Here is a 25,542-nt window from a genome sequence, read left to right on the forward strand (position 1 = left end):
GTCTTTGTCATGACAATAATTATATTTCCTTGGCTAGTACCGTGTTACCCCATCCTTCGTAACAAGCGCGAATACCAGTGGTAATGGTGGAACCGATTCAGAAGTAATGCGGTAAGCTTCTAATACCTTGCCCTCAGCTTCCTCTACTTTCTTATCACTGGCATCATTGATATGCAATACTGCAAGTGTATCCCCAATCTCTACAGCATCTCCAACTTTTTTAGAGAGTTGAATACCTACAGCCAAATCTATTACAGATTCCTTGGTTTCACGTCCTGCACCAAGCAACATAGCAGCAATGCCGATTTCTTCTGCTTGAATCCCCTCAATGTAACCCTTAGTCTTCGCTTTCACTTCAATGAATCGTTTAGCAGCAGGGAGTTTCTCCGGATCATCGATTTGCGAAACATCTCCGCCTTGCGCACTCACGATCTGTTTGAATTTCTCCAGCGCTGTGCCATCTTCAATATGTGTCATCAGAATCGAACGAGCCTCCGCTTCATCCTTGGCTTTACCGCCAAGAACAAGCATCTGGCTGCCCAGAATAAGGCATACTTCCTGCAAGTCTTTAGGACCATGACCCTTCAAGGTCTCGATTCCTTCCTTAATTTCCAGCGCATTTCCGATCCCGTAACCCAGTGGCTGATCCATATCACTGATGATCGCAACGGTATTACGACCCAAATGGGTGCCGATATCCACCATAGCCTGGGCAAGCGCAATAGAATCATCAAGCGTCTTCATAAAAGCACCGCTGCCGGTTTTGACATCCAGTACAATGGCGTCTGCACCCGCTGCAATCTTCTTGCTCATCACTGAGCTTGCTATAAGAGGGATGGATTCTACCGTTGCAGTTACATCCCGAAGGGCATACAGCTTTTTGTCTGCAGGTGTAATGTTGCCTGACTGTCCGATTACCGCAGCTCCGATCTCCCCTACTTGATCGAAGAATCGCTCGCGATCCATCTCTACAGAAAAACCAGTGATCGACTCAAGCTTATCAAGTGTACCTCCTGTATGCCCAAGTCCGCGGCCGGACATCTTCGCTACGGGTACTCCAGCAGAGGCTACCAACGGTGCAAGCACCACGGTTGTTTTATCTCCCACTCCACCTGTGGAGTGCTTATCCACCTTAATGCCTGCGATTGGGCTCAAATCCACTTGATCACCGGACATCGCCATTTCCATCGTTAGATCACCGGTCTCCCGTGCGTTCATACCTTGGAAATAAACCGCCATGGCCCAAGCAGAAAGCTGATAATCAGGAACTTCACCTTTACTGTAACCCTGAATTAGGAAGGATATTTCCTCACGACTAAGCTCTCCACCGTCTCTTTTTTTCTGAATAATATCGACAGCTCTCATCTTACACCTGCTCTTCACGGACATTTGCGCGAGCAAATCCGATATATTTTGGTTTCGTCAAATTAAGTACTTTTACAACCTGTTCATGCGTCATTGGCTCAATCATAATTTCTTGAATCATAGATATGACCTCCAGTAATTCAATATGAAGTATCCCAAATTACATTTTCGGAATAAAGCCTAAGACCAGTTTCAAGAAACGTTCACGCACACGTTCTGCAGTTTCCATCACCTCTTCATGATTGAGTGGTTGATCCAGGATTCCCGCGGCCATGTTAGTAATACAGGAGATGCCCAATACCTCAATACCTGCATGACGAGCAACAATGGTCTCCGATACAGTAGACATGCCCACAGCATCGGCGCCTAGCGTACGAAGCATTACGATTTCAGCAGGCGTTTCGTAGCAAGGGCCCAATAGACCTGCATATACGCCTTCTTTGAACTCGAAATTCTGCTGAGCTGCCGTTTCCTTCGCTACCTGGATCAGGCGGCGACTGTAGGCGGTCGACATATCTGGGAAGCGCACACCAAGTGCAGGATCATTAGGTCCTATTAAAGGATTCCGTCCAGTCATATTAAGATGATCCGTAAGAAGCATAAGATCACCCGGTGTGAAATCAGTGTTCACTCCACCAGCTGCATTCGTCACTAGTAAACTGGCTATACCAAGCTCTTTCATAACCCGTACTGGGAATGCCGTTACCTCTGGCCCATACCCCTCATACATATGAAAGCGGCCCTTCATCATCACAACTCGGCGGCCTTCGATCATACCAATTAATAGCTCGCCTTCATGTCCCTCTACAGTAGATACCGGAAAGTGAGGAATCTCATCATATGGAATGCTTACTCCATCAGTAATAAGGTCTGCTAGCACACCGAGACCTGAACCAAGGATCAATCCAATTTCCGGAGCCACCGGACATTTGTCTTTTATATAAATGGCTGCTTCTTGAATTTCTTTTTGTGTTAACGCGCTCATGGATGATCCTCCTTCATTGATGTTGCGGAGCAACCCGCAACCCTTTTATTGCAGTTTCGCTAAAAAGCTTGTCCCATACTGCGGCGCCTTTGCACCAAAGTTATCAGCAATGGTTGCAGCTACATCAGAGAAGGTTTCACGAATGCCCAAACTTTCCGGATGTTTAAACCGTGGGCTATAGATTAAGAGCGGCACGTATTCACGGGTATGATCAGTTCCACTATGGATCGGATCGTTACCATGGTCTGCAGAAATAATCAACAGATCATCTTCACCAAGCGTGGATAGAATCTCAGGCAACGCCTGATCGAATACTTCCAGTGCACGGCCATAACCTTCTGGATCCCGACGATGTCCATATAAAGAATCAAAATCCACCAGATTCGTAAACAGAAAACCGTCAAACGGTTGACGAAGCTGCTCAATAGTAACTTCGATTCCATGTTCATTGCTCTTCGTTGGATAAGAAGCTGTAACCCCTTCTCCTGTAAAGATATCGTTGATCTTACCAACCGCGATAACATCCTTACCAATATCAGCAAGCGCGTTCATTACCGTTGGTTCCGGCGGCTTCACCGCATAGTCATGCCGGTTTGGTGTCCGAACGAAGTTCCCTGGTTCTCCAACATACGGACGAGCAATCACGCGACCCACCGAGAATTCTGGAGCCATTGTCAGCTCACGGGCTATTTTACAAGCACTGTATAGTTCTTCAAGCGGAATAATATCTTCATGTGCAGCAAGCTGGAACACGCTGTCCGCAGAGGTATAGACAATCCAAGCACCGGTTTTCATTTGCTCTTCACCGTATTCAACAAGAATCTCCGTACCGGAAGCTGGTTTATTACCGATTACCTTACGACCAGTTGCCGCTTCGAACTTCTCAATCAACTCTGCTGGAAAACCATCAGGATACGTATTGAAAGGAACCTCAATCTTCAGCCCCATTAGCTCCCAGTGTCCGGTCATCGTATCCTTGCCTACAGATACTTCCTGCATTTTGCCGTAGTACCCTGTTGGTGAAGCTACAGGCTCTAGTGGTGGCAACGGAGCAATATTAGCTAACCCGAGCTTCTGTAGATTAGGAAGCTTCAAACCAGGAACACGATCCAATATATGACCAAGCGTGTGCGACCCAGCATCACCGAAATTCGCAGCATCTGGTGCTTCACCGATACCAACACTATCTAGAACAATAAAACCAATTCGTTTAAATGAGGACATTGTTGTCTTCACTCCTTTTTTAGTATAGATATTCTTTCGTACCAACAAGAAGAAACGGCTGTACCGTCTTCCAGAAGACATACGCTTCCGAAGCTAGCGATACAATGTACCGCTTATCAGGTATCCGTTTCTGCTAAAAGATAACCTGCGGATCATTCCCCAGTCTATCCTTTCAGTATGATTCCATCATAACCATCTTACTCACAAAAAGCATCTTTACAGCAGAATTATCGAGCTCTAGGATGGTGGCTCTCATATACTTCCTTCATATTCTTACGGGCTATACCGTTATAAATCTGAGTCGTCGAAATATCGGCATGACCCAGCATTTGTTGTACGGAACGCAAATCTGCTCCGCCTTCCAGTAAATGGGCTGCGAAGGAATGCCTAAGTGTATGCGGTGTAATATCCTGCTCAATGTTTGCTTCCCGCGCATATTTTTTTATGATTTTCCAAAAGCCTTGCCGGGTTAATCTTCCGCCTAGACTATTCAGGAACATGGCTGGTTCCTCCTGGTGATCACGAAGCAGCTTGTCCCGCATAAGTGAAGTGTAAGCCGATACACTCTCAGCTGCAAGGGTGCCAATGGGAACTACCCGCTCCTTTCCAGAAGTTCCTGTACAACGCGCAAATTTCATATCCGTGTGCACATCATCCACGTTAAGTGAGATTAATTCAGAGACCTTAATACCTGTTGCATAGAGTAATTCCAGCATAGCCTTATCGCGCATCCCTTGTGGCGTACTTACATCCGGCGCAGCCAATAATTGCTCTATTTCCGAAATGGTAAGCACCATAGGAGGTTTCTTATCAGGCTTCATGGTCTCCATGTCCAGTGTTGGATCCTGCTCAATCAAACGTTCCTTCAGCAAGTAATGAAAAAAAGCACGGAGGGACACTGCGTTCCTGTTCAACGTTGCAGTTGCTCGGCCAGCTCCGCGTAATGAGCCAAGATATAATATCACATGCGATCTTCGGATCTCATCAGGCTGACTAGCCCCCCGCTCTTCAGCGAACTCCAGAAACTGCGATACATCCCTACCGTAAGATTCCAGGGTATTCGGGGACAAGCCTTTATCTCCGGACAAATAATGTAAAAACGGCTGCAAGTGTGACTTCATTATTTCACGCTCCTGTCCTGGCGCAGCTACTCATAGTGACTTCCTGCAGCACATTCAGCATGAGGGCTCTGCAGATGTGTACATTTAGTATACGCTGCATGAATCCACCTTGTTTTCTTCGACATTCTTCTCGCTTGTTCCTGCTTCCTGAGAAGCTTTCATTCTCCATACCAGTAATAGAAGCGCAAACGCTGTCTTGTATCCAGACCATCATCACCACGATCGGCATGATCAAAAGCCCGAACAGCAGTGCCTTCAGGAATTCCATAATTCTCTATCGGACTGATCCATTCACCAAGCCAGCTCATAGCACTGTAAAGTAAATAGCTTAGAGCTACAAACATGATCATAAAATACAGCTTTCGAACGGTTTTGGGCACAGAAACGATCATAAGGACGCCTCCCTTTAACATACAGTTAAGATCTGCTCGTCCTTCACCTTATGCACTAAAACGGACTGATATGTATACCTCTAATAGACCAATCATTTAAAAAGCTCTCTCCGGTAAAAAAACCGGGGAGAGCTTATGAAGTGAATTTCATTATAAGATGACTTAGGACGGATTTCCGTTTGAATTATTCTTATCGCTACACCGATAGCATATCCCATGAAAATCAAGTCTATGATCAAGCACTGAGAAATTAAATTCTTTCTCCAATCGCTCTTCTAGCGGACCTAGCCAATCCTCGCGAATCTCATCCATACTACCGCATTGCACACAAATTAAATGATGATGATGGTGCTTCGCAGTATCTGTTCGCAGATCATAACGGGCGACACCGTCACCGAAGTTAATCTTTTCTACGACGTGAAGCTCGCTAAGAAGTTCCAGGGTACGATATACAGTCGCAAGACCGATCTCGGGAGCTTTCTCTTTCACGAGCATAAAAACATCTTCTGCACTAAGATGATCTTCCTCATTCTCCAGCAGCACTCTTAAGGTCGCTTCCCGTTGGGGTGTAAGCTTGTATCCTTGGGATTGTAACTGTTGCTTAATTTTGTCTATTCGAGCTTCCATTGTCTCCCTCCCCCTTGGAAAATTACCTCACCGGTCTTCAAACCACTTCTTCCATTATAGGGGGTGTCGCTTTGAGAAGTCAAACGCTTTTACTGCAAGCCCAAGGTAGTCACTGCTTGTACAAGTGAAGGTGTAACCCAGCGCATCATGATCGGCGTAACATAGGTCTCAAAGCTAGAAATGCCCAGAATCAACAGAGCCATCACAAGTGACAATATCGTGTACATCGTAAAAGGCCGAGTTATTGGCGTCCGGCGTTGTCCTAACACTCGGCTACGAATCATCTGCAAGGAAAAGGCGATCGCTGCTGCACTACTTACTAACAACACAGGGATCAGTACCAGATTGTGCGGAGCCACAGAGACTAGTGCGAACAGCATCCCGTGCCAAGAATATTGACTGACTAGACAACCGACTGTAAAGCCGATCAGTACCCCTTTTAAAAAATCAAGAATCAAGATTCCCGGCAACCCAATGACTGATAATCCAAGGATCCAGATCAGCCCAATCCATTTTAAGTTTAAGGCCGCTATACTCCAGTACGAATCAGGTGCTGCAGATAGACCCTGCTGATCAACCGTTACAAAGAAATTCCCTAGATAATCCCCCAGCTCCTGTTGCTGATCCATCGTAAGCGCACTAACGATAAGAGCTCCAAATACAACACCTACCAGAAATAATACGCCGACAAAAATATACAGAGGCGTCTGTTCCTTCATCATCAGCCTTAAATTACGCATCGAGACGTTCCCCTTTCCGGTTACATGTTACACCATATGAGAAAACGTCCCGCGATATGACTTGTCCTTAGGACAATAACTCTACTTTCCAGGTTGTACGACTTTACCGTATGTTCCTCCACCGCCTGCCGATAGCTCCAAAATTCCAGAGCGGGCCTGGACGATCATCGACGCCAAATCCGCACCTATAACGCTGGCAATTTCCGCTTCACCACAACCATGTAAAATGTTCATCTCAGTTCCAAACGCTTGCAGTAACGCGTTCATTTTCGCCTTCCCTAACCCCGGGATAAATTCAAGCGGAACCTGGTAATGATAGGGTGGACGATCAGCAGGTACTATCGGTGTCTTGCGGTCCGCAATATCTAAGATCCGGTCGAATACACCTCTAACCAGCTTAAGACTGCCACAATACTGGCAGCGTTCCGATGTGACATAAGCTTCGTCAATAATACTGCCACAACCTCCGCAGTAGGTTCGGTGGTATTTACCAAGCCGGGGGTTAAGTCCGAAATTGGCAGTTACCTTCCGCCCTTCCTTACGTTCTAGTGCGAGTCGTAGTTCAGCAAATGAAGGTCGTGCCAACGCCATGACATTATACTCACGGCCTAGTTTGCCCAGTGAATGCGCATCAGAGTTCGTTAGGAATGTGAAGTCATCCAGCTCAGAAAGATAACCCGCCATTTCCGAATCTGCACTCAGCCCTAGCTCAACTGCTGCTATGCGATCCAGATCAAAGATGTCTGCCATACGCTCCGCTGCACAGCCGTACAAGCCCTTGTGAGGCGTGAAAATATGTGCAGGGATAAGAATGCCTCCCCGCCCATAAATCTCATCCTGAAGCTCCCTAGCCGGAGCATACAGGCGCTGAGAACTTAGATTCACATTCCGCATATAGCGGCTCATCCACGCACTAAAATCGGTCATGCGCTCCAAGTCCGGCATGTAGGCAAGCACATGGCACTCTTTTCGCCCAGGCTCGCGGATTTCAATCTCTGTTCCCAGAATGATCGTAGTCCCTCGGTAAGCAATCCCTCCACCTTCAGCTAACGTCATCTCTCCAGATTCCAAGGAACGCTCCATATCACGTAGAACGCCAGGTGAATGACTATCAATAATACCGATCATTTCCAGTCCCTTGCGCTCTGCAGCCTCTTTGGCAATGCCTGCAAAGGTAAGCTCGCGGGAGCCGCTGATTTTGACCGCTTGTCCTTCCGACGTTCGTCCAATATGAACATGCAAATCGCAATAGAAGCTCTTCAGTTCAGTTGTTAATTCCATTGGCCAGTCAGCGTGTATAGATGCCAAGCATACACTGCCATCATCGTCTTCGCGTCCGCGATGCGCCCGTCAGCCATATATTGATACGCTTCCTCCAGGGTAAGCTCCGAAACTTCTAGAAATTCGTCCTCGTCCAGGGACATATCCCCTGGCTTTGCATTAGTAGTCACATACAAATGAATAATCTCATCGGCAAAGCCGGGAGAAGTATAGAAGGATTTAAGCAATTTCAGATCTCCACTGTGAAAGCCAGTCTCTTCCTGAAGTTCACGACCAGCCGCAACTAATGGATCTTCACCTTTATCCAGCTTCCCTGCCGGAATTTCTACTTCAGTGCGTTGCATAGGCTGACGGTATTGCTCTACAACAAGCATTTTGTTGTTGTTTAAAGCAAGCACCGCTACGGCGCCGGGATGCTTCACAACTTCACGTGTGGCTGTATTTCCATCAGGCAGTCTCACTGTGTCCACCTGTAAAGAAATAATCTTCCCATCAAAAACAGGCTGGGTAGACAATGTCACTTCATCAAGCTCGGGTTTGCTGTGCAAATGTTGTTCTCCCATAAAGTTTCTGGTCTCCTTTTTCTCTATTGTGCATACGGTGTATTATAGCAAACTTAAAGGGAAAGAAGGAATTTCAGATGAACGAAATCTTCAGCCGTACAAGCTCAGCCGCAGTTACAATGGTAGGTAAACCGGAGGAAATCAAAGCCATCTTAGCTAGGTGGATAGAGCGGTATGGGCCCGATATGCCTCTCTCCTACATTCTCTCCCTAAAGGATCAATCCAAGTTCATTCCAACCAAAGCAGGGTAAATTCATTCTTTCCTTTAGGATTTAATCATACAAGTGCATCCGAATATAGGGGTGTCCCAAAAGCCAAGAAATGGCTGCTGGGGCACCTCAGTCTTTTTTTTGAGCTATGTTTTAAATCCTATACGCACCTCTTCATAAGGCTAAATCTGGCTGTATTAAACTCCCCATAAAAAATGCAGAGCAGCAATCCTCCATTTCGGTAGGATCACTGCTCTGCTATTTTATAAGACGGTTATCCCTTTACGCTTTCTTTAACAATACTCACTACAAGCTCAGCCACTTTAACGATATCTTCGGCTTTAATCCGTTCCTTAGTGGTATGGATATGCTCGTATCCTACAGCTAGGTTAATGGTCGGAACATCTAAGCCATTGAACACGTTAGCGTCACTTCCACCACCAGAGTGGAACAGACGCGGTGTAAGACCCATAGAAGTGATAGCCCGTTGTGCAAGCTGTACCAATGGATCATTTTCATTAAAGCTGAAAGCTGGATAAATAATTTCACTGCGGAATTCGCATTCTGCACCGTATTCGCGGACAGTGGTCTCCAGTGCTTCACGCATCGAAGCAATTTGATCGCCAACCTTTTCCTGCACGATACTCCGTGCTTCTGCATCCAATTGAACGTGATCGCACACCACATTCGTAGGTCCGCCGCCAGCGAATTTACCAATATTCGCAGTCGTTTCGTTGTCGATCCGTCCAAGCTTCATGGCAGCGATTGCTTTGCTTGCTACTTGAATCGCGCTGATGCCGTCTTCTGGATTAACACCTGCATGAGCAGATTTACCGAAGATTTGCATCGTAATCTTAGCTTGTGTAGGTGCCGCAACTGCAATCGCTCCGACTTCACCATTAGAATCGAGTGCGAAACCGAAGTCTGCATCCAAGTGACTCGGATCCATCGAGCGTGCACCCAGCAATCCAGATTCTTCACCCGCAGTAATTACGAACTGAATCTGACCATGTGGCAATTTTTGCTCTTGAATCACTCTGATCGCTTCGAACAGTGCAGCTAGACCCGCTTTGTCGTCTGCACCAAGAATCGTAGTGCCGTCACTTGTAATCCATCCATCCGCGCCGAGCGTAGGCTTGATATTTTGTCCAGGGACAACCGTATCCATGTGGCAAGTGAACAGAAGCTTTGGTGCAGATCCAACGTTCACAGCCGGCCAGGTAATGAACAGATTACCCGCTCCATGTCCAGTTCTTTCCTGGGAATCATCTTCGGTAACTTCTAAGCCAAGAGCGTTAAATTTGCTCTTGAGCACATCGGCAATCTGCCGTTCATTTCTTGTTTCACTATCAACTTGGACAAGCTCCATAAATTCTTGAATCAATCTGTCTTGTGAAATCACTGGACTTCCCTCTCTTTCGTGAATACGTTACAATGGTTGTACAGAAAGACCATCTTCATGCAATTAACTTAAACTAAATCTAAAGGAGTTACTCATGCAACGTAATAAATGGTTCAAAATCTTCATCTACGTCATGTTGTTCGCCATGATTGCCTCTACGCTCTTTATGGTTATCGAGCCTTTCCTTGCAGGTTAATATCTACACAAGGAACATTGATAATAGCGGCTAGGGACTCCCTTGCCGCTATTTGGCTTGCCTGTTAGTTCGTTATTCAACCTTAAGCCATAGTGCCGAAGAACTCATCCTGCTCTTCATAAGGAAAGTGTCTTAGAAAATACGGAACCAATTCTTTGGCCACATCTTGAAGTTCAAAACGACGACCTGCACATTCTTCTAGGGAGGTTATTCCAAATTCAGTGATACCGCATGGAATAATTCCTTGAAAGCCGTGTCCAGATATCCCTTCAGAAATGTTAAAGGCAAAACCATGGCTAGTTACAAACCCTCTTCGGAATTTGCTTTTGTTAAACTTGACACCAATGGCACAGATTTTCTCGTCGCCAACCCATACCCCTGTATACTCCGGCTTCCGTTCCCCTACAATTCCGTAGGATGCCAAATAATCAATAATCACTGCTTCCAGACTGCGCAAGTACCCGCGTAAATCAACCTTACCTTCTTCACCGAGCATAAGGATCGGATAACCTACTAGCTGACCCGGTCCGTGATATGTAATATCTCCTCCCCGGTCGATTTCAAACAGCGCAATTCCTTTTTCTTTGAGCTGCTCTTCATCTAGAAGAAGATGTTCGGGATGATTCTGTGAACCAATAGTATAGGTAGGCGGATGCTGCAAAAGAATCAATCGTTCCGGTTGCTCACCAGCATCAATGGCGTGCACACTTTCCTTTTGCAGATCCCATGCCTCCCCATACTCCATAATAGGGTCATATGAAATCTGCAGCTTACGATTATCCGAAATATTCATACCGTCAGGTCCCCTTTTTCAGTCTCATGCCTGCACAGTTTGGCTCGTTATTATTTTTTAGTAAAGTTTCGTATCTGGGGTATATCCTTCGATGTTATCCTTAACGCGTTGCAAGAAACGACCGCAAATTACTCCGTCCAGAATCCGATGATCCAGCGACAGACAAATATTAGCCATTGATCGCACACCTATCATATCGTTTATGACCACAGGTCTTTTTACAATCGATTCAAACGTTAAAATCGCTGCCTGTGGATAGTTAATGATTGGATAAGAAAGAATGGAGCCAAATGAGCCGGTATTATTTACAGTGAAAGTTCCTCCCTGCAAATCTTCCAGACTGAGTTTGCCTTCGCGGGTTTTTTGTGCCAATTCATCAATCTCACGTGCCAGCCCGGCAATATTTTTCTGATCAGCCTTCTTAATTACAGGAGTGATAACCGAATCTTCAGTACCTACCGCTAACGAGATATTGATATCACGTTTGACAATAATTTTGTCTACAGCCCAGACAGAGTTCATAATCGGGTAATCCTTAATCGCACTCACAACAGCCTTCATCATGAAAGCCAGATAGGTTAGATTGATACCTTCTTTGCGCTTGAACTCATCCTTATGTTTATTGCGCAGTGCGACCAGATTAGTCACATCTACCTCAATCATTGTCCAAGCATGCGGAATTTCCGAGACACTTTGGCGCATTCTTGTAGCGATTGTATTCCGGATTGGTGTTACATCAATCAGGTATTCCGAACTGCTGCCTCGGCCACCCTCGACTTCAATTGTTGGAATACGAGGAGATTCACTCAAATGTAAACCCGATTGGCGAAGAGGCTCTTCCGTCTTCTTCTTTTCAGCTTGAACGAACTGAGGAGCAGGCGGTTGTGACACCGCTGGTGCAGGTTGACTAGCAGAAATCGAAGCTGGAGATGTAGCTCCGCCACTTTCGATGAAGGTCAGCACATCCTTACGGGTAATTCGACCGCCCATACCAGTACCCAAGACTAAATTCAGATCGATGTTATGCTCAGCCGCCAAAGTCTGCACCGCAGGAGAGTAGCGTGCACGCATCGTATCGCTAGCAGTTGAATTCGCATTTTGACCCGCAGCATTATTAGCTGCAACTGTGTTTGTGTTAGTCACGTTTACAGCAGCAGGTGCAGTCACAGGCACGGCAATACGACAAATGACTTCGCCGACATTAACAACCTGACCTTCTTCCGCCAATAGTTCACCCATAACTCCATCTATCGTTGAAGGCAATTCAGCATTTACCTTATCTGTAATAAGCTCACATATTGGTTCGTATTGCTCTACCGGATCGCCCGGTTTCTTCAGCCATTTGCCGATCGTCGCCGATACTAGCGATTCCGCCAGCTGCGGCATGATCACGTCAGTCAACTTTTGGTTGTCAGACATCTTTTCACTCCTTAAAAGTTTTACGAAGCTTCGCTTCTTAGAAATACTTCGCAGTAAAACTTGCATCGTAAGCATTCGCTTATGTTTTACGAAGTAAAACTCACTTCGTAAGCATAATCTTTAAGTTTTACGAAGCTTCGCGTCCACTCCACTATTTTAATATTGCGCCAGTCGAAGCATTTCTGCCTTCACTTTTTCCTTGCTAAGCATGAAGAACTTCTCCATTGGTGGACTGATTGGCATCGCCGGAACATCGGGACCACAAAGACGGAAGATCGGCGCGTCTAGTTCAAATAGACAATGCTCAGCGATAATTGCCGCCACTTCGCCACCAATACCGCCCGTTTTATTGTCCTCGTGCACAATAAGAACCTTCCCTGTCTCACGAGCAGCAGCTATGATCGCCTCACGATCAAGAGGCTGCAAGGTCCGCAGATCCAGAATATGCGCTGTAATGCCTTCTTCGCGCTCCAATTCTTCTGCTGCTTGCATCGCAAAATGCAATGGCAAACTATAACCAATAACCGTAATATCTGTTCCCTTACGCAGCAGATTAGCTTCGCCAATTGGAACGATGTAATCACCTTCTGGCACTTCTTCCTTGATCAGCTTATAGCACTTTTTGTTCTCGAAGAATAAAACCGGGTCAGGATCACGTACGGCTGCCTTCAATAGTCCCTTTGCATCGTAAGCAGAGTAAGGTGCGACAATCTTCAAGCCTGGTGTACCGAAGAAAATCGATTCCGGACACTGAGAATGGTACAGACCGCCGAATACACCGCCGCCGATAGGCGCACGAATGACAACCGGGCAATTCCAATCGTTATTTGAACGATAGCGGATTTTGGCCGCTTCGCTAATGATTTGATTCGTTGCTGGAAGCATGAAGTCAGAGTACTGCATTTCAGCAATCGGCTTCATACCATACATAGCTGCACCAATCGCCACACCAGCAATAGCTGATTCCGCTAACGGTGTATCCAGTACACGCTCTTCTCCGAACTGTTCTTGCAGACCTTTTGTTGTGGTAAATACGCCACCCTTGAGACCCACGTCCTCGCCAAGCACAAACACGGATTCATCACGTTCCATTTCTTCCTTCATCGCGAGCCGAATGGCATCGATATATTCCATTATAGCCATGGTTTATGCTCCTCCTTTCAGGTCGGAATCACTGTAAACATGCAGCAGTGTATCTTCCGGTTTCGGGAACGGAGCGTTGTCAGCATATTCGATAGCTGCTTTAAGCTCAAGATTGCATTCAGCAATAAGATCTTGTTCTTGCTCGTCACTCCAAAGTCCCAGACCGATCAGGTAATTACGGAATCCTGCTACACCGTCCTTCTTCCAATTCTCATCAACCTCTTCTTTGGTCCGATAAGCCAAATCATTGTCCGAGGTGGAGTGTGGAGATAAACGGTACATCATGGCTTCAATTAACGTAGGACCTTCACCCGCAAGTGCTCTTTCCCGAGCTTCCTTAACGACACGATATACTTCCAGTGGATCATTGCCGTCTACACGCACCCCTGGAAACCCATAACCCAGAGCACGGTCGCTGACCTTACCTCCAAGCTGTTTGTGAGCAGGAATAGAGATCGCGTACTGATTATTCTGACACATGATAATAACCGGTAGCTTATTCACTCCGGCAAAGTTACAAGCTTCATGAAAATCGCCTTGGTTGCTAGAGCCTTCCCCGAAGGTTACAAATGAGACGAATTTTTTCTTTTGCATTTTGGCTGCCAAAGCAAAACCAACCGCATGAGGGACCTGCGTGGTTACAGGACTTGAGCCTGTCACAATACGCAGACGCTTACTACCAAAGTGACCTGGCATTTGCCGCCCACCACTGTTTGGATCTTCTGCCTTTGCGAACACAGACAACATCAATTCACGAGTAGTCATACCCACGGAGAGTACGAAAGCATAATCACGGTAATAAGGTAAAAAATAATCATTCTGCCGGTCCAGCGCAAATGCTGCTGCTACCTGACCCGCCTCCTGGCCAATGCCGGAGACATGAAAGTTAATCTTGCCAGCGCGCTGAAGCAGCAGACTGCGCTCGTCGTATTTACGTGCGAGCAGCATATATCTGTACATATCGATGACCTGGCCGTCACTTAGTCCAAGCTGCTTATGTCTGTTAATCGTTTCTACAGTATCTTGGGATTCCATAAAGAGATACCTCCTTATTCATAAAGCCTGAGTCTTACAGGATTTAAGACCAATTGTATCCTGATCTTAAAACCTGGTACTAAGACTTGGCTTGAGTTTATTATAATCCCTTTCTACCCAAAAAGAAAAGCTAAATCCCGATAGATCTTCCATCTACAGCTAACATTGCTTCTCCAATGATCTCCGAAAGTGTAGGGTGAGCATGAATAGCCTCGCCAACCTCCCAAGGTGTTGCATCCAGCAGTTGAGCCAATGCAGCTTCCCCGATGAGATCCGTAACATGCGGACCTATCATCTGCACACCGAGAATATCTCCGCTGCTTCGGTCCGCCACAACTTTAACAAACCCGTCCTTCTGACCGTACACAATCGCCTTGCCAATGGCCGAGAAGGGGAATTTACCAGTTACTACATCATGTCCCAAGGCTTTAGCTTCCTTCTCAGTGTGACCCACACTCGCAACTTCAGGACGTGTGTAGACACAACGTGGTACAAGATGTGTCTGATAGGGGTGAAGCTTCTCACCAGCGAGATGGTTGACCGCCATAATGCCTTCATGGCTGGCGGCATGAGCTAGTTGTAGTCCACCGATACAGTCACCAATCGCATAAATATGCGGCTCAGCCGTCTGCATACTAGCATTTACAGCAATAATTCCTTTATCAAAGCGAATATCTGTATTTTCCAGACCAATATTCTCTATATTCGCTACCCTCCCTACGGATACAAGCAGCTTTTCTGCGGATAGACTTTGGGTTTGCTCTCCCTTACGGGCATCGATCGAAATTCCATCGTCCGTTACCTTGCAGGTTGCAGCATCCACTGTAGTTTCAGTCAGTACTTTAACACCACGTTTTTTAAGTAGACGCTGCAGTTCTTTAGCTACTTCTTCATCCTCTTGAGGTAGTAACTGACTAGCAGCTTCAACTACCGTAACCTGTACTCCGAAATCAACCAGCATAGAGGCCCATTCCACCCCAATGACTCCGCCTCCAACAATAATGATGGAAGAAGGTAACTCGTCGAGCGTGAGTGCTTCATCACTGCTAAGAATAACTTTCCCGTCTGGTTCCAGACCAGGTAATACACGCGGACGAGATCCTGTAGCAATAATAAGATGGTTCGAGACCACTGTTTCCATTTCACCGTCTTCTAGTTCCACAGCAACAGCACCACTACGCGGGGAAAAAATAGAGGGACCCGTCACGCGCCCCTTGCCTTTAATGACTTGTATTTTATTTTTGCGCATCAAATATTGTACGCCCTGATGAAGTTGTTCAACTACCGCTTCCTTGCGCTTTTGTACTTTTGGGAATACGAGCTGTACACCGCTTGTCTCAATGCCATAGCTCTCACTCTCGATGATTTCAGCATATACTTCTGCGCTTCTGAGCAGCGATTTGCTAGGAATGCAGCCACGGTGCAGGCAGGTTCCTCCCAGTTTGTCCATTTCGATGACGACGACGGACTTTCCAAGCTGTGCAGCGCGAATGGCTGCCACATATCCCCCGGTTCCTCCGCCAAGTATGGCCACGTCACATGAAATTGTCATGATATGTATCCTCCAGTCATTACACGTAAGTTCATTTTACATTGTATATTGTACTCTCTTTTTAGCGTATTACAAAACTTATAAACATCATATCCAAATGGACTTTTTCCTACTAAAGCGTTATCATATGGTTGAATCCATTGGGCTAAGAGGGGTAGGAGACACTTATGAAACTATTAATTTCACGCTTCATTGCCATCCTTATTCTTGTGTTTCCCGGTTTAATCGCAATGAAGGGCTTCTTAATGATGAAGGACGATATTTTTGATTATATCTCTATGCATGGAGATGACTCCATTGTTCCAGATTTCGCTTGGCTGCATTTCGGCGGAGGGTTTCTGCTCTTTGCAGCAGGCATGACTTTCCTTGGCGGCTGGATTCTAGCAAGAGACCGCAAACGTAATTATGTTGGCCCTCGTTTCAAAGAGAAACAAAAAGCGAAACAAGCTGCAGCGCAAGAAACGATCTCATAAGCAGCATAATCATCCCCTCATAGCGCAATCGAAATCTATTGCACATTCTGCAATTAACCATCCGACAACTCACTTCAAATGCATAACGAATATCCACACATTACATAAAGGCGGGAGTTTTCATGGACGCGACCTGCGCTTCCTTGAAAACTCCCGCCTTTTTTATCACAGCTAAAACCTAGCCTTATCAAGTACTTCTCTACGTCCGCCTTGCACCAACTCACTGTACAAGCCACCTTGCTTCAACAACTCCTCATGGGAGCCCTGCTGCAGCAATCTGCCCCCTTGAAGAACAAGAATTCGATCAGCTGCCCGGATGGTGCCCAGTCTATGGGCAATAACGAAGCTGGTCCGTCCCTTCATTAGCGCCTGAAGTCCTTCCTGAATCTTGATTTCGGTCACCGTATCGATACTGCTAGTGGCTTCATCAAGAACAAGCATCGAAGGATTGGCAAGAATGGCTCTTGCAATGGACAGCAATTGCTTCTGTCCTTGGCTTATGCCGCTACCATCTGCAGAGAGCATTCGATCATAACCTTCCGGCATTCGGATAATAAAAGAATGAGCGTTAGCCAGCTTGGCCGCCGCCTCGACCTCTTCATCGGAAGCATCCAGTCTACCGTAACGAATATTATCGCGGATGCTGCCCTTGAATAAAAAGGAGTCCTGCAGCACAAACGCCATATGGCTCCTCAGGCTTTCACGCCGAATCGAAGTGACATCTAAGCCATCCAGCGTAATTTTACCCTGATTAGGATCATAGAAACGAGATAACAGCCCGATAAGTGTTGTTTTGCCGGCACCGGTAGGTCCTACTAAGGCGATCATCTCACCAGGCTTCGCTTCAAAGCTAATATCATGCAGCGTGTTAGAACTTCCGTCATATGAAAAAGATACCTTTTCGAACTTCACTGCTCCCTCAACTTTAACCAGCGAAGTAGCTGCACCTTCATCTTTAGCTTCCGTCTCTTCGTCCAGCACTTCAAACACTCTTTCCGCTCCCGCAACCGCTGACAGTAGTGTATTCCACTGATTCGCTAAGTCATTAAGAGGGCGAGTAAATTGACGCGTATATTCTACAAACACAATAATCACACCGACCGTAATCGCTCCGCGAATGGCTAACAAACCGCCGACTCCAGCCACAATAGCGAAGCTCAAATTATTAAGTCCATTCATCAGCTTAGGAATGAAGCCTGAAATCGACTGTGCCCAGTATCCAGAGAGCATAATCCGCTCATTGCGTTCATGAAAACCAGCGATGACCCGTTCCTCTTGTGAAAAAGCCTTGATAATCCGTTGACCGGATAACGTCTCTTCTATATAACCGTTTAACTCACCCACATTGCGCTGACGTTCTTTAAAAAGCGGACCCGTACGCCGAGTAATCCAGCGCATGCCTAATAACATCAACGGCACAACCAAGAACGTAAGCAGCGTCAGTAGAGGACTGAGCCAGAGCATTACCCCCACCGTTCCGAGCAATGTCAAAACACTAGAAAAGATCTGAATAGCTGAGCTATTCAGCGTAGAGCTGACGTTCTCAATATCGTTGGTGAGGCGACTCATAATTTCGCCCTGCTGTCTCCGATTAAAAAATGAGATGGGCAACCGATGAAGATGGGAAAACAACTCCGTGCGCATCCGAAATACGGTCTCCTGGGCAATTTCAATCATCCATATATTTTGCAGCCAAGAAGTTAATGAATAGAAGATATAAACACTAGCTAGACTGATTAGAAAAATCGTCCACGATCGTCCGCCAGTGCCTTCCAGATAATCATCCACTGCTTTACCAATCATATAAGGCCCGAGCAGTGCTAAAGCCGAGCTGAAGACTACCATTAACAGAACGAGGAAAAGCTTAGCTTTACGCTCGGCAAGATAGCTCCAAATCCGCATGAGCGTGCCGCCCCAATCCTTCGCCTTTGCTTTTGGCTTCCCTCCAGCAGCTGAACCAAGACTTCTTCCTGCTCCAAGCTCAATGACGGGTTTTGGGTGACGAAAGGGTTCAAGAATTGCTTTGAACATGCTGCTTCGCCTCCTCTACCTGTGATTCATAAATCTTGCGGTACAGCGCCGAGCTTGTCATAAGCTCCTCATGTGTTCCCTTACCGATTAAGCGTCCTTCGTCCAGCAGCAGAATCAAATCTGCAGATGCAGTAGAACTGATCTTCTGAGTAATCAGGAAGGTTGTACATGAAATCTCTTTCAGTGCCTCCAGCAAAAGTCCTTCTGTCACAGCATCAAGCGCACTCGTACTGTCATCGAGGATCAAAATAGCAGGTTTCCTCACAAGCGCCCGGGCAATGGTCAAGCGTTGCTTTTGCCCACCAGACAGATTTACCCCCCGCTGACCAAGCATGGTGTCATAACCTTTAGGCAGATCCATCACTGTTGCGTGAATTTGTGCGGCAGCTGCTGCGTGTTCGATTTGTTCCTGTGTGGCATATTCATTGCCCCAAGCGATATTATCGCGAATCGATCCGCTGAAGAGCTGCAGTTCTTGAGGAACGTAACCGATTGATCGCCGCAATCTTGAAATATCGATGTCGGTGCTCTTTTGCCCATCAATGCGAATGATACCGTCTGTCTCCTCATATAAACGCGGGATTAGACCGACAAGAGAAGACTTTCCTGATCCGGTGGCTCCCATAATCGCTACCCGCTCACCAGCAGCAACTTCAAAAGTAATATCCTCTAGCACCGAAATATCACTCTCCGGATACTTGAAGCTGATGTCTTCAAATTGGACGTGACCCTGTATCGGTTCGCCCTTTGCGGTTCCGCCTTCCTTAACTCCAGCGCCTGCTGACATTACTTCTGTAATACGCTGGGAGGAGGCACGTGCTCGGGAAATTGTAACGACAAGTCCAGATATAGCTGACAACGCTCCTATGGTTCGTAATGAGTAATTAATAACTGCAACAGTTTCTCCTAAAGTAGCATCCCCATTTGCAATCTCAATCCGTCCAAACCATAGGATCGACATAATCGCTGCATTCACAATAAGCATAACAAATGGCATCGTTGTCTCCGTCAAACGTAGCGCCGATACCGTGGATTTCATCAAATTCCCGCTAAAGACCGTGAAACGTCCAATCTCATGTCCCATGCGCACGAACACACGAATTAAGCGAATTCCCGTTAAATTCTCCTGAATTACACCATTCACACCGTCAAGCCGATTTTGTACGTTGCGAAATAACAAAGAAGCTTTTCTCATGATGAAGTAAAGGAAGAGAAGCAACAAAGGTAGAGCTACAGTGAGAAATAATCCCAGCTTCACATGAACAACCAATGCCATAATCACACTGCCCACCACAACCAGTGGCACCCGTGTCATAAAGCGGAGGCTCATAAATATAGTGTCCTGCAGCTGCGATACATCGCCGGTAAGACGAGTGATCAGCGAAGAAGTAGCAAACCGATTGAATACTTCATATGTAAAGGATTGTACCTTTTCATATAACTTGTCCCTAAGATCAAACGCAAAGCTCTGACTCGCATGGGCAGCAAAAAAAGAACTTAATACCCCAGCTATAAACGCGACTACCGCGCTGCCGATCAATACACCGCCCCAGAGCCATACTACAGAGGAATTCTGTTCTTTAATACCCTGGTCAATAATTTTGGAAATGAGTAAAGGCTGTGACAATTCCACCGCTAGTTCAATAAGCATCATCACTAGGGCAGCTATTGCAGCGACTTTATATTTTTTGAGAAAAGAGAAAATCAAACCCATTCGCATACCCTCTTTTTCTATTCGTACAGTGCATCCCTTAAACGAGTCGACATTGTGGAGGCCTGCCCAGTTTTCATTATTGCCCGCCGCAGCGCTTTATTGCTTCGATTCAATTCCACCAAATCTGCCATCATCTCTTCCAGCAAAGCCTCAGCCTCGATAGAAAGATTTCCATTCTGCTGAATCAGAGCTAACCGTTCCTTGTATTCGTCTATTTTTTCAGTCACACATATTACTTCCTTTCCAATCAAATGATTCCTTTTATCATACCACATTCAATTCTATCGCAATGTTTTCACTGGATACAGCTGACACGAATATGATACTCTAATAAGGTCGCATTTTTAAAATTAGATTATTGGCTTATACGAAAGGATAGATGGAAGTGGCACAATTGTTTTTCAAATACGGAGCAATGAACAGCGGTAAATCTATTGAGATACTTAAGGTTGCGCATAATTATGAAGAGCAAGGGAAGTCGGTGCTCATTTTCACTCCATCCATAGACGATCGGGACGAAGTTGGTTTTATCTCCTCCCGTATTGGGCTGCGGAAACAGGCCATACCCGTCGACGAGAATACTGATATTTATAATATCGTCAGCAGTAACCAGCCCAAACCCCACTGTGTACTCATTGATGAATGTCAATTTCTAAGCAAGGACTGCATTCTTCAGCTAGTACGGATTGTGGATGAACTAGGTATTCCCGTTATGGCGTTTGGACTTAAAAATGATTTCCAGAACCAGCTATTTGAAGGCAGCAAATACATGCTGATTTACGCTGATAAAATCGAGGAAATGAAGACCATTTGCTGGTTCTGCGAGCGCAAAGCAACGATGGCTCTAAGAGTAGAAAATGGTAAGCCTGTATATAGCGGCAAGCAAATCCAGATCGGCGGCAATGAAGCCTACTATCCAGTGTGCCGTAAATGTCACAAGAATCCTCCACTATAAACTATCCCCACATATATACCTTTAGCTAAAAAAGCATTCCGAAGCCGTGATGGCCTCAGGAATGCTTTTTTTAAATAAAACTCGATTAAACCAGGTATCTTTCTTTAAGAATATTCAAATGATGATGATCATGCCCAATCATTACGCACGCCACTGCTCTCGCGGAAATGGTTGCATTGTTAACCGTTCCCTCGCGAATCCATGCATCTTCCGGCAAAATGTCCAAAAGAGCTTGCGTTGACGCTCGGACAAGCTTGTAATGAGCCAGGAGTTTTTCTAGCGTGTGCGCTTCAAAATTTGCGGTAGGCACATAGTCCTTTTCATCAAAGCCCGCCAGCGGGGTCTTATCTCCTCTTGCAACGCGCAATAAACGATAAGACATAATTCTTCCAGTATCCGCTAGATGGCCAACCATTTGCTTAATACTCCATTTATCAGGAGCGTAACGATGCTCTCCTTGTTCTTCCGTAAGATTCGAAATAAAAGTGCAAATCTCATCCGTCTGCTCTTTAAAAATAGTAATGATGTCTCCTTCAGCTGGCACTAAATCTACATATTTTGATAATTCTTCAAGATACTCACTGCTTTCTGGACGTCGTTCCATGTCTAAACCCCTCTCATTTTGAATTTTTTTGAAAAAATAGGAGGAAAATTATGCTGTAGTTGTTGTATTTTAGTTCATTATATACGATACTTGCATTAATAGGGTTAGTTACACTATAAGTCATCGGGAGTGTCGGCATGATAGATTTTATTCTGTTTATAATATTTTCAGGACTAGAGACCTATGCAATGTTCTTTCTGGCTTTCAAAATCTTTAAAATAGACATTTATCATAAAGAGATGGTGTTTGCCAGTTTTATTATGGGCTTTTTTTCTTATTCAATTAGAATCAACTATGAGTTATTTCAATTAGATATTCTCACACAATATGCGCTAATGCTTTGTTTTATGTGGCTGTTATTTCGGATTCATCCCTTCTACGCTTCTATATTAACCGGGATGGTCTATCAAACATACTTTGTGATTCAACCCAGTCTTATGTATCTATTAGACTCTGTAATTAACACGCCTCTAAATACTTCGAACCCGATTACAATAAACATTATTACAATGCAGATCTTATCAGCATTAACCGCGATTCTCATTGGTATGTATGTGGGTTATAAACGTATTGGATTTGACTTTGTACCTGATAAACCCGATGTAAAAATTAAACCAACGACTAGCGAAAAAATACTATTCGCTCTTAATCTTCCTACACTAATTGTCATTACTTCAATTAGCTACTTTCTTGAATCCTTTTTCTTTTTCTTGATCCCAATTTTCTATGGAATAATATTATGGGGATATCTTTATTTCTCCTATAAAAAGGATAGAAATAATTATGAATCATTTAACTCTTAAAATTGTTGAGGTCATTAAGAAAAGCAATCCCGAGCAAACACATTCCATTGAAATCATGCATTATGCCCTTAGCATTATTTTGAATACTTTATTAATCATTATAACCTCGTTATGCATTGGCGGGCTCACAGGACAGCTAAAGGAAACATTCTTAGCCTTATTTAGCTTCATTCTCCTAAGAATGTCTTCTGGTGGTGTGCATCTAAAAACCGCAAGGGCCTGCAATATTGTATCTATCTTTATCTGTTCACTGATCCCTCATATCACTTATCTAATACATAACCATTTCCTTTGGATTAATCTTTTTTCTTTGCTTGTAATGATTCTATGTGCTCCAAATCCTGATGCTAATGCGCAGATTCCTAAAGAATGGTATTTGGGTTTAAAGATCATTTCCATAATTCTGGTTTCTTTGAATTTTTGGATCCATTCGCCTGTCATTGGATTGGCATTTTTAGTTCAATCCTTTACAGTTATAATTCCATTACAAAGGAGGCCAATCAAATGAAGAAAAATTTAGCTCGTTATGCTTCTAACATACTAGCTACTTCTGCTGTTGTTTTTGCAACAATTCTAAAACCAGCACTTTACAGTCCTGAAGTTCCAAAAGAACTGCGCAAGTAATCAAACAAGGATGGGGAAAAGATGCGTGTCTTACAGAAAGACGGTTCCTCTAGCGATATTCTAGAGGAAGATATATTGTATTTCTCGAATTATAAAAATACAATATTCGTCCATACGAAAGAAGGCGAATTTATTCTCCCCACCACGCTTTCCGATCTTTCCGTAGCGTATGAGGGTAAGGGATTCGAACGCCTTGACCGCAGCAACGTCGTTAATATCAACAACATAGAAGGCTATGATCCCGGACGCAAGATTGTATGCTTTAATCAAGGTAAGCAGTTCACTACCGTTTCGGAATCCAATGAACCTCGCCTAAAGAAGTACTTATCTACTCATAAGAAAGACTCTGAGTAAAACAATCCCGACATGTATAGCACATGTCGGGATTGTTTTTGTTTATTAAAATTCAAAGTAAACCAAACTATTTTCACACAAAATAGCCATTATGCCATAATTCCCCTAAGATGTAAAGACAAATTCGTAGGATGAATGACAGGAGACGGATTGTATTCCAAATGATACCATATATATAAATGTGTAATAAAAACAAATATATGATGGAGGAACCAAATGAACTACTATTTTCATCCCTCACCACGCCCCTCATCTCTTGAATCGATATCTGATGAAGAATTACTTAACATCTATAAATTAGCGCTTGAGGCACAAGCTTTACCAGATTTCATAGCGATTGTTAGAGAGATTTTAGACAGTAGAGATCTCATACAAACTGAAAAATCATAACATCCCCATAAACAAATTAATTCACAAATTATTACATAATAATATAACTTCCCATGGCTTCACTGCGAGTGTTCTCTAGATTGTCTTCATGTTAACATCATCAACATAAAGAAGGTAGAGCCTCCTGAAGGCCCTACCTTCTTTATGTGCAGTAAGGACTACTCCCTGAAATAGAGTAATCTTCTACTCCGTAATTTCCGTTTTAAATACATTTTCCAATTTTCCGCCAAGTCTTTTCTTCAAAGGAACTTTAATATCTCTACCCAGTTCTTTGAAAAAAGTTTCTACATCGCATTTCACATTTTGTGCAGTCGCAATTACAGCGCCATCACCAACAATATTTTGATTCTCATCAAGAGGAACATCAACTTCGATATCATACTTTTTGGATAATGTCTTGATGTATCGTGCGAAGATCTCCAGCAATTCCTCGTTATTAAAATTCTCTATAGCGACTTTTCCCTTGCTGGTAAACTTCATGTTAATTTTCATTATTAATATCCCCTTTTCTGTCAAACCATTTTTAGTTGTTAGTTTATGGATCAAGATGAATAGATGGCTGCAAGAAAGGGCAACATTATTCATTTTTGAGATCATTTATGAAACACACATTATTTATAAGCACCCTTTATCTGTTGTACTTTAAATTGCGTAAATTCTTTGAGCGCTTGTATGACCTGATCCTGTTCTTCTTCCTTCAGCTCATAAACACACTCCCGTAACCACTCGCCAAATAGAAAGGCTTGACGCCCTTTCCGAGGGCTCTTTCTTAAGGAGTCGAGGCAACCCTCAAACTTATCGTTCAGGACGTCGGTAAGATTGTATTTCTCAATCTTCTCTATTACCATTCCTGCCCCATATTCCGTTTCATAAACTATGACTTCATTAGAATCAAAGGAAACGTAAGATGTTTCTTTACCTTCCTTTGCCCTGAATTCCTTAAGCTTGTTAAATGCCGTCTCATAAATGTAGTCCTGAGACTGTTTAAGCTGTGGCAGCTCATAACCATGCTTTAAGGTCTTGATATATTCAATATCTGGCATATAGTCTGCCAAATGATACATCCGATTCTTCAGATCTGTTCCAAGTGCTTCGATGATCTTGTCCAGATTGTCTTTTAGCGGAATGCTCTCTCCACGTTCGATCTTGCTAAGCTGTGAGTAACTTATGCCGCTCTTTTCTTCCAGTCCTCTTAAGGTTAACCCTCTCGTCTTTCTGATGTGCCGAATGAAATTACCCAGCTCATCGGGATAGTTCTCAAAATCATTCATGGGAGTCACCTCCCTACTATCATAACACAACATAACAATTTGTGTTGGCTTATAACAATTAATACTAGTAATTACTTGCCTCTAAAGGGTAATTCTCAGCACCACAAACCCAATATAATACTATATTTCCAAAGATAGGATAGACTTGATGCTCATCTGCCAGGCTCTGGCTTGTAAACGTTCCTTGGGAATTACAGCGAATCGGACCGAGGAGACCTTATTAAGCTAACTTCGGCCATTTTGCTCAGTGATCGGACTCAGATGCAACTGTTCATT

At 44.6% G+C, this 25,542-nt stretch carries 30 protein-coding genes; 9 read left to right on the forward strand and 21 right to left on the reverse strand.

Annotated elements, in window-relative coordinates:
* Window positions 1–33: 33 nt before the first annotated feature.
* The 9 genes from ACN6KS_RS20995 to ACN6KS_RS21035 all read right to left on the reverse strand — a co-directional run bounded on the left by ACN6KS_RS20995 (window position 34) and on the right by ACN6KS_RS21035 (window position 8,298).
* A complete protein-coding gene (locus ACN6KS_RS20995; protein WP_094872127.1) occupies window positions 34–1,365 on the reverse strand; it encodes a pyrimidine-nucleoside phosphorylase in 1,332 nt (443 codons plus the stop codon).
* Between the two features lie 160 nt (window positions 1,366–1,525).
* Entirely contained in the window at window positions 1,526–2,350 is an 825-nt protein-coding gene (locus ACN6KS_RS21000; protein WP_076284512.1) for a purine-nucleoside phosphorylase, read from the reverse strand.
* A gap of 45 nt (window positions 2,351–2,395) precedes the next feature.
* Window positions 2,396–3,574 carry a phosphopentomutase gene (gene deoB, locus ACN6KS_RS21005; protein WP_440960407.1) on the reverse strand — a complete coding sequence of 393 codons (1,179 nt, stop codon included), beginning with the start codon at window positions 3,572–3,574 and terminating at the stop codon, window positions 2,396–2,398.
* Window positions 3,575–3,801: 227 nt separating this feature from the next.
* A complete protein-coding gene (gene xerD / locus ACN6KS_RS21010; RefSeq protein ID WP_094872123.1) occupies window positions 3,802–4,695 on the reverse strand; it encodes a site-specific tyrosine recombinase XerD in 894 nt (297 codons plus the stop codon).
* A 158-nt stretch (window positions 4,696–4,853) separates the two neighbouring features.
* Entirely contained in the window at window positions 4,854–5,087 is a 234-nt protein-coding gene (locus tag ACN6KS_RS21015; protein ID WP_042129742.1) for a DUF4227 family protein, read from the reverse strand.
* A 162-nt stretch (window positions 5,088–5,249) separates the two neighbouring features.
* A complete protein-coding gene (gene fur, locus ACN6KS_RS21020) occupies window positions 5,250–5,714 on the reverse strand; it encodes a ferric iron uptake transcriptional regulator (protein ID WP_094872120.1) in 465 nt (154 codons plus the stop codon).
* An 89-nt stretch (window positions 5,715–5,803) separates the two neighbouring features.
* A complete protein-coding gene (gene spoIIM, locus ACN6KS_RS21025) occupies window positions 5,804–6,454 on the reverse strand; it encodes a stage II sporulation protein M (protein ID WP_094872118.1) in 651 nt (216 codons plus the stop codon).
* Window positions 6,455–6,535: 81 nt separating this feature from the next.
* On the reverse strand, window positions 6,536–7,735 hold the full coding sequence (locus ACN6KS_RS21030) for an endonuclease Q family protein (protein ID WP_094872117.1): 1,200 nt from the start codon (window positions 7,733–7,735) through the stop codon (window positions 6,536–6,538).
* The gene (locus ACN6KS_RS21035) at window positions 7,726–8,298 is read right to left on the reverse strand and encodes an NUDIX hydrolase (protein ID WP_076299537.1); all 573 of its coding nucleotides are present in this window, start codon (window positions 8,296–8,298) and stop codon (window positions 7,726–7,728) included. Before ACN6KS_RS21035 ends, ACN6KS_RS21030 begins: the two co-directional genes overlap by 10 nt.
* A 77-nt stretch (window positions 8,299–8,375) precedes the next feature.
* On the opposite strand from ACN6KS_RS21035, the gene ACN6KS_RS21040 reads away from it, so the two are divergent.
* Window positions 8,376–8,549, forward strand: a complete 174-nt coding sequence (locus ACN6KS_RS21040; RefSeq protein ID WP_179281665.1) for a hypothetical protein — start codon at window positions 8,376–8,378, stop codon at window positions 8,547–8,549.
* A 232-nt stretch (window positions 8,550–8,781) separates the two neighbouring features.
* On the opposite strand, the gene ACN6KS_RS21045 is transcribed toward ACN6KS_RS21040, so the two are convergent.
* The gene (locus tag ACN6KS_RS21045) at window positions 8,782–9,909 is read right to left on the reverse strand and encodes a tripeptidase T (RefSeq protein WP_094872114.1); all 1,128 of its coding nucleotides are present in this window, start codon (window positions 9,907–9,909) and stop codon (window positions 8,782–8,784) included.
* Window positions 9,910–10,003: 94 nt separating this feature from the next.
* Here ACN6KS_RS21045 and prli42 point away from each other — a divergent pair, with 94 nt between their 5' ends.
* The gene (gene prli42 / locus ACN6KS_RS21050) at window positions 10,004–10,105 is read left to right on the forward strand and encodes a stressosome-associated protein Prli42 (RefSeq protein ID WP_094872112.1); all 102 of its coding nucleotides are present in this window, start codon (window positions 10,004–10,006) and stop codon (window positions 10,103–10,105) included.
* Window positions 10,106–10,187: 82 nt separating this feature from the next.
* On the opposite strand, the gene lipB is transcribed toward prli42, so the two are convergent.
* The 5 genes from lipB to lpdA form a co-directional block, all read right to left on the reverse strand.
* Complete coding sequence (lipB, locus tag ACN6KS_RS21055) at window positions 10,188–10,898, reverse strand: lipoyl(octanoyl) transferase LipB (RefSeq protein WP_094876419.1); 711 nt, start codon at window positions 10,896–10,898, stop codon at window positions 10,188–10,190.
* 57 nt (window positions 10,899–10,955) lie between these two features.
* Window positions 10,956–12,317 carry a dihydrolipoamide acetyltransferase family protein gene (locus ACN6KS_RS21060; protein WP_094872109.1) on the reverse strand — a complete coding sequence of 454 codons (1,362 nt, stop codon included), beginning with the start codon at window positions 12,315–12,317 and terminating at the stop codon, window positions 10,956–10,958.
* Window positions 12,318–12,473: 156 nt separating this feature from the next.
* The gene (locus tag ACN6KS_RS21065) at window positions 12,474–13,460 is read right to left on the reverse strand and encodes an alpha-ketoacid dehydrogenase subunit beta (protein WP_042129758.1); all 987 of its coding nucleotides are present in this window, start codon (window positions 13,458–13,460) and stop codon (window positions 12,474–12,476) included.
* A gap of 3 nt (window positions 13,461–13,463) precedes the next feature.
* On the reverse strand, window positions 13,464–14,495 hold the full coding sequence (locus ACN6KS_RS21070; protein ID WP_042190387.1) for a thiamine pyrophosphate-dependent dehydrogenase E1 component subunit alpha: 1,032 nt from the start codon (window positions 14,493–14,495) through the stop codon (window positions 13,464–13,466).
* 130 nt (window positions 14,496–14,625) lie between these two features.
* Complete coding sequence (gene lpdA / locus ACN6KS_RS21075) at window positions 14,626–16,047, reverse strand: dihydrolipoyl dehydrogenase (RefSeq protein WP_440960408.1); 1,422 nt, start codon at window positions 16,045–16,047, stop codon at window positions 14,626–14,628.
* Window positions 16,048–16,214: 167 nt separating this feature from the next.
* Here lpdA and ACN6KS_RS21080 point away from each other — a divergent pair, with 167 nt between their 5' ends.
* Window positions 16,215–16,520: a DUF2627 domain-containing protein gene (locus ACN6KS_RS21080; RefSeq protein ID WP_440960409.1), complete on the forward strand. Its 306-nt coding sequence runs from the start codon at window positions 16,215–16,217 to the stop codon at window positions 16,518–16,520.
* A gap of 171 nt (window positions 16,521–16,691) precedes the next feature.
* Here ACN6KS_RS21080 and ACN6KS_RS21085 read toward each other — a convergent pair whose 3' ends face one another.
* Genes ACN6KS_RS21085 through ACN6KS_RS21095 form a run of 3 tightly spaced genes read right to left on the reverse strand, consistent with a single transcriptional unit; the run spans window position 16,692 to window position 20,492 of the window.
* Window positions 16,692–18,551, reverse strand: coding sequence for an ABC transporter ATP-binding protein (locus ACN6KS_RS21085; RefSeq protein WP_440960410.1), 1,860 nt, complete (start codon window positions 18,549–18,551; stop codon window positions 16,692–16,694).
* Window positions 18,532–20,265 (reverse strand): ABC transporter ATP-binding protein, encoded by a 1,734-nt coding sequence (locus ACN6KS_RS21090; RefSeq protein ID WP_440960411.1) that lies wholly within the window; start codon window positions 20,263–20,265, stop codon window positions 18,532–18,534. The genes ACN6KS_RS21085 and ACN6KS_RS21090 overlap by 20 nt, the downstream gene beginning before the upstream one ends.
* Before the next feature lie 17 nt (window positions 20,266–20,282).
* Window positions 20,283–20,492: a hypothetical protein gene (locus ACN6KS_RS21095; protein WP_042129770.1), complete on the reverse strand. Its 210-nt coding sequence runs from the start codon at window positions 20,490–20,492 to the stop codon at window positions 20,283–20,285.
* A gap of 158 nt (window positions 20,493–20,650) precedes the next feature.
* Between ACN6KS_RS21095 and ACN6KS_RS21100 the strand changes: the two genes are divergently transcribed.
* Window positions 20,651–21,220, forward strand: coding sequence for a thymidine kinase (locus tag ACN6KS_RS21100; protein WP_042129772.1), 570 nt, complete (start codon window positions 20,651–20,653; stop codon window positions 21,218–21,220).
* Between the two features lie 85 nt (window positions 21,221–21,305).
* Here the strand turns inward: ACN6KS_RS21100 and ACN6KS_RS21105 are convergent, their stop codons facing one another.
* Window positions 21,306–21,824 (reverse strand): DinB family protein, encoded by a 519-nt coding sequence (locus ACN6KS_RS21105; protein WP_094873614.1) that lies wholly within the window; start codon window positions 21,822–21,824, stop codon window positions 21,306–21,308.
* 137 nt (window positions 21,825–21,961) lie between these two features.
* Between ACN6KS_RS21105 and ACN6KS_RS21110 the strand changes: the two genes are divergently transcribed.
* From ACN6KS_RS21110 to ACN6KS_RS21130, 5 genes are all read left to right on the forward strand, one after another.
* Complete coding sequence (locus tag ACN6KS_RS21110) at window positions 21,962–22,627, forward strand: hypothetical protein (RefSeq protein ID WP_280786649.1); 666 nt, start codon at window positions 21,962–21,964, stop codon at window positions 22,625–22,627.
* Complete coding sequence (locus tag ACN6KS_RS21115; protein WP_440960412.1) at window positions 22,608–23,135, forward strand: accessory gene regulator ArgB-like protein; 528 nt, start codon at window positions 22,608–22,610, stop codon at window positions 23,133–23,135. Before ACN6KS_RS21110 ends, ACN6KS_RS21115 begins: the two co-directional genes overlap by 20 nt.
* The gene (locus tag ACN6KS_RS21120) at window positions 23,132–23,251 is read left to right on the forward strand and encodes a cyclic lactone autoinducer peptide (RefSeq protein ID WP_143759448.1); all 120 of its coding nucleotides are present in this window, start codon (window positions 23,132–23,134) and stop codon (window positions 23,249–23,251) included. Before ACN6KS_RS21115 ends, ACN6KS_RS21120 begins: the two co-directional genes overlap by 4 nt.
* A 21-nt stretch (window positions 23,252–23,272) precedes the next feature.
* The gene (locus ACN6KS_RS21125; protein WP_094873620.1) at window positions 23,273–23,605 is read left to right on the forward strand and encodes a LytTR family DNA-binding domain-containing protein; all 333 of its coding nucleotides are present in this window, start codon (window positions 23,273–23,275) and stop codon (window positions 23,603–23,605) included.
* A 216-nt stretch (window positions 23,606–23,821) separates the two neighbouring features.
* Window positions 23,822–23,995 (forward strand): sporulation histidine kinase inhibitor Sda, encoded by a 174-nt coding sequence (locus ACN6KS_RS21130; protein ID WP_094873622.1) that lies wholly within the window; start codon window positions 23,822–23,824, stop codon window positions 23,993–23,995.
* Window positions 23,996–24,178: 183 nt separating this feature from the next.
* Here ACN6KS_RS21130 and ACN6KS_RS21135 read toward each other — a convergent pair whose 3' ends face one another.
* Both ACN6KS_RS21135 and ACN6KS_RS21140 read right to left on the reverse strand, forming a co-directional pair.
* Complete coding sequence (locus ACN6KS_RS21135) at window positions 24,179–24,487, reverse strand: hypothetical protein (RefSeq protein ID WP_060622608.1); 309 nt, start codon at window positions 24,485–24,487, stop codon at window positions 24,179–24,181.
* A 119-nt stretch (window positions 24,488–24,606) separates the two neighbouring features.
* Window positions 24,607–25,266, reverse strand: coding sequence for a helix-turn-helix domain-containing protein (locus ACN6KS_RS21140; RefSeq protein WP_042190416.1), 660 nt, complete (start codon window positions 25,264–25,266; stop codon window positions 24,607–24,609).
* Window positions 25,267–25,542: the final 276 nt, after the last annotated feature.

The organism is Paenibacillus nitricinens (assembly GCF_052056485.1).
GTDB classification, from domain to species: domain Bacteria; phylum Bacillota; class Bacilli; order Paenibacillales; family Paenibacillaceae; genus Paenibacillus_AQ; species Paenibacillus_AQ nitricinens.

What these genes read in the sequence shown, in the direction of transcription:
- ACN6KS_RS20995 (WP_094872127.1), bottom strand. Translation starts at nt 1,365, where the DNA reads ATGAGAGCTGTCGATATTATTCAGAAAAAAAGAGACGGTGGAGAGCTT.
- ACN6KS_RS21000 (WP_076284512.1), bottom strand. Translation starts at nt 2,350, where the DNA reads ATGAGCGCGTTAACACAAAAAGAAATTCAAGAAGCAGCCATTTATATA.
- deoB (WP_440960407.1), bottom strand. Translation starts at nt 3,574, where the DNA reads ATGTCCTCATTTAAACGAATTGGTTTTATTGTTCTAGATAGTGTTGGT.
- xerD (WP_094872123.1), bottom strand. Translation starts at nt 4,695, where the DNA reads ATGAAGTCACACTTGCAGCCGTTTTTACATTATTTGTCCGGAGATAAA.
- ACN6KS_RS21015 (WP_042129742.1), bottom strand. Translation starts at nt 5,087, where the DNA reads ATGATCGTTTCTGTGCCCAAAACCGTTCGAAAGCTGTATTTTATGATC.
- fur (WP_094872120.1), bottom strand. Translation starts at nt 5,714, where the DNA reads ATGGAAGCTCGAATAGACAAAATTAAGCAACAGTTACAATCCCAAGGA.
- spoIIM (WP_094872118.1), bottom strand. Translation starts at nt 6,454, where the DNA reads ATGCGTAATTTAAGGCTGATGATGAAGGAACAGACGCCTCTGTATATT.
- ACN6KS_RS21030 (WP_094872117.1), bottom strand. Translation starts at nt 7,735, where the DNA reads ATGGAATTAACAACTGAACTGAAGAGCTTCTATTGCGATTTGCATGTT.
- ACN6KS_RS21035 (WP_076299537.1), bottom strand. Translation starts at nt 8,298, where the DNA reads ATGGGAGAACAACATTTGCACAGCAAACCCGAGCTTGATGAAGTGACA.
- ACN6KS_RS21040 (WP_179281665.1), top strand. Translation starts at nt 8,376, where the DNA reads ATGAACGAAATCTTCAGCCGTACAAGCTCAGCCGCAGTTACAATGGTA.
- prli42 (WP_094872112.1), top strand. Translation starts at nt 10,004, where the DNA reads ATGCAACGTAATAAATGGTTCAAAATCTTCATCTACGTCATGTTGTTC.
- lipB (WP_094876419.1), bottom strand. Translation starts at nt 10,898, where the DNA reads ATGAATATTTCGGATAATCGTAAGCTGCAGATTTCATATGACCCTATT.
- ACN6KS_RS21060 (WP_094872109.1), bottom strand. Translation starts at nt 12,317, where the DNA reads ATGTCTGACAACCAAAAGTTGACTGACGTGATCATGCCGCAGCTGGCG.
- ACN6KS_RS21065 (WP_042129758.1), bottom strand. Translation starts at nt 13,460, where the DNA reads ATGGCTATAATGGAATATATCGATGCCATTCGGCTCGCGATGAAGGAA.
- ACN6KS_RS21070 (WP_042190387.1), bottom strand. Translation starts at nt 14,495, where the DNA reads ATGGAATCCCAAGATACTGTAGAAACGATTAACAGACATAAGCAGCTT.
- lpdA (WP_440960408.1), bottom strand. Translation starts at nt 16,047, where the DNA reads ATGACAATTTCATGTGACGTGGCCATACTTGGCGGAGGAACCGGGGGA.
- ACN6KS_RS21080 (WP_440960409.1), top strand. Translation starts at nt 16,215, where the DNA reads ATGAAACTATTAATTTCACGCTTCATTGCCATCCTTATTCTTGTGTTT.
- ACN6KS_RS21085 (WP_440960410.1), bottom strand. Translation starts at nt 18,551, where the DNA reads ATGTTCAAAGCAATTCTTGAACCCTTTCGTCACCCAAAACCCGTCATT.
- ACN6KS_RS21090 (WP_440960411.1), bottom strand. Translation starts at nt 20,265, where the DNA reads ATGGGTTTGATTTTCTCTTTTCTCAAAAAATATAAAGTCGCTGCAATA.
- ACN6KS_RS21105 (WP_094873614.1), bottom strand. Translation starts at nt 21,824, where the DNA reads ATGGAACGACGTCCAGAAAGCAGTGAGTATCTTGAAGAATTATCAAAA.
- ACN6KS_RS21110 (WP_280786649.1), top strand. Translation starts at nt 21,962, where the DNA reads ATGATAGATTTTATTCTGTTTATAATATTTTCAGGACTAGAGACCTAT.
- ACN6KS_RS21115 (WP_440960412.1), top strand. Translation starts at nt 22,608, where the DNA reads ATGAATCATTTAACTCTTAAAATTGTTGAGGTCATTAAGAAAAGCAAT.
- ACN6KS_RS21120 (WP_143759448.1), top strand. Translation starts at nt 23,132, where the DNA reads ATGAAGAAAAATTTAGCTCGTTATGCTTCTAACATACTAGCTACTTCT.
- ACN6KS_RS21125 (WP_094873620.1), top strand. Translation starts at nt 23,273, where the DNA reads ATGCGTGTCTTACAGAAAGACGGTTCCTCTAGCGATATTCTAGAGGAA.
- ACN6KS_RS21130 (WP_094873622.1), top strand. Translation starts at nt 23,822, where the DNA reads ATGAACTACTATTTTCATCCCTCACCACGCCCCTCATCTCTTGAATCG.
- ACN6KS_RS21135 (WP_060622608.1), bottom strand. Translation starts at nt 24,487, where the DNA reads ATGAAAATTAACATGAAGTTTACCAGCAAGGGAAAAGTCGCTATAGAG.
- ACN6KS_RS21140 (WP_042190416.1), bottom strand. Translation starts at nt 25,266, where the DNA reads ATGAATGATTTTGAGAACTATCCCGATGAGCTGGGTAATTTCATTCGG.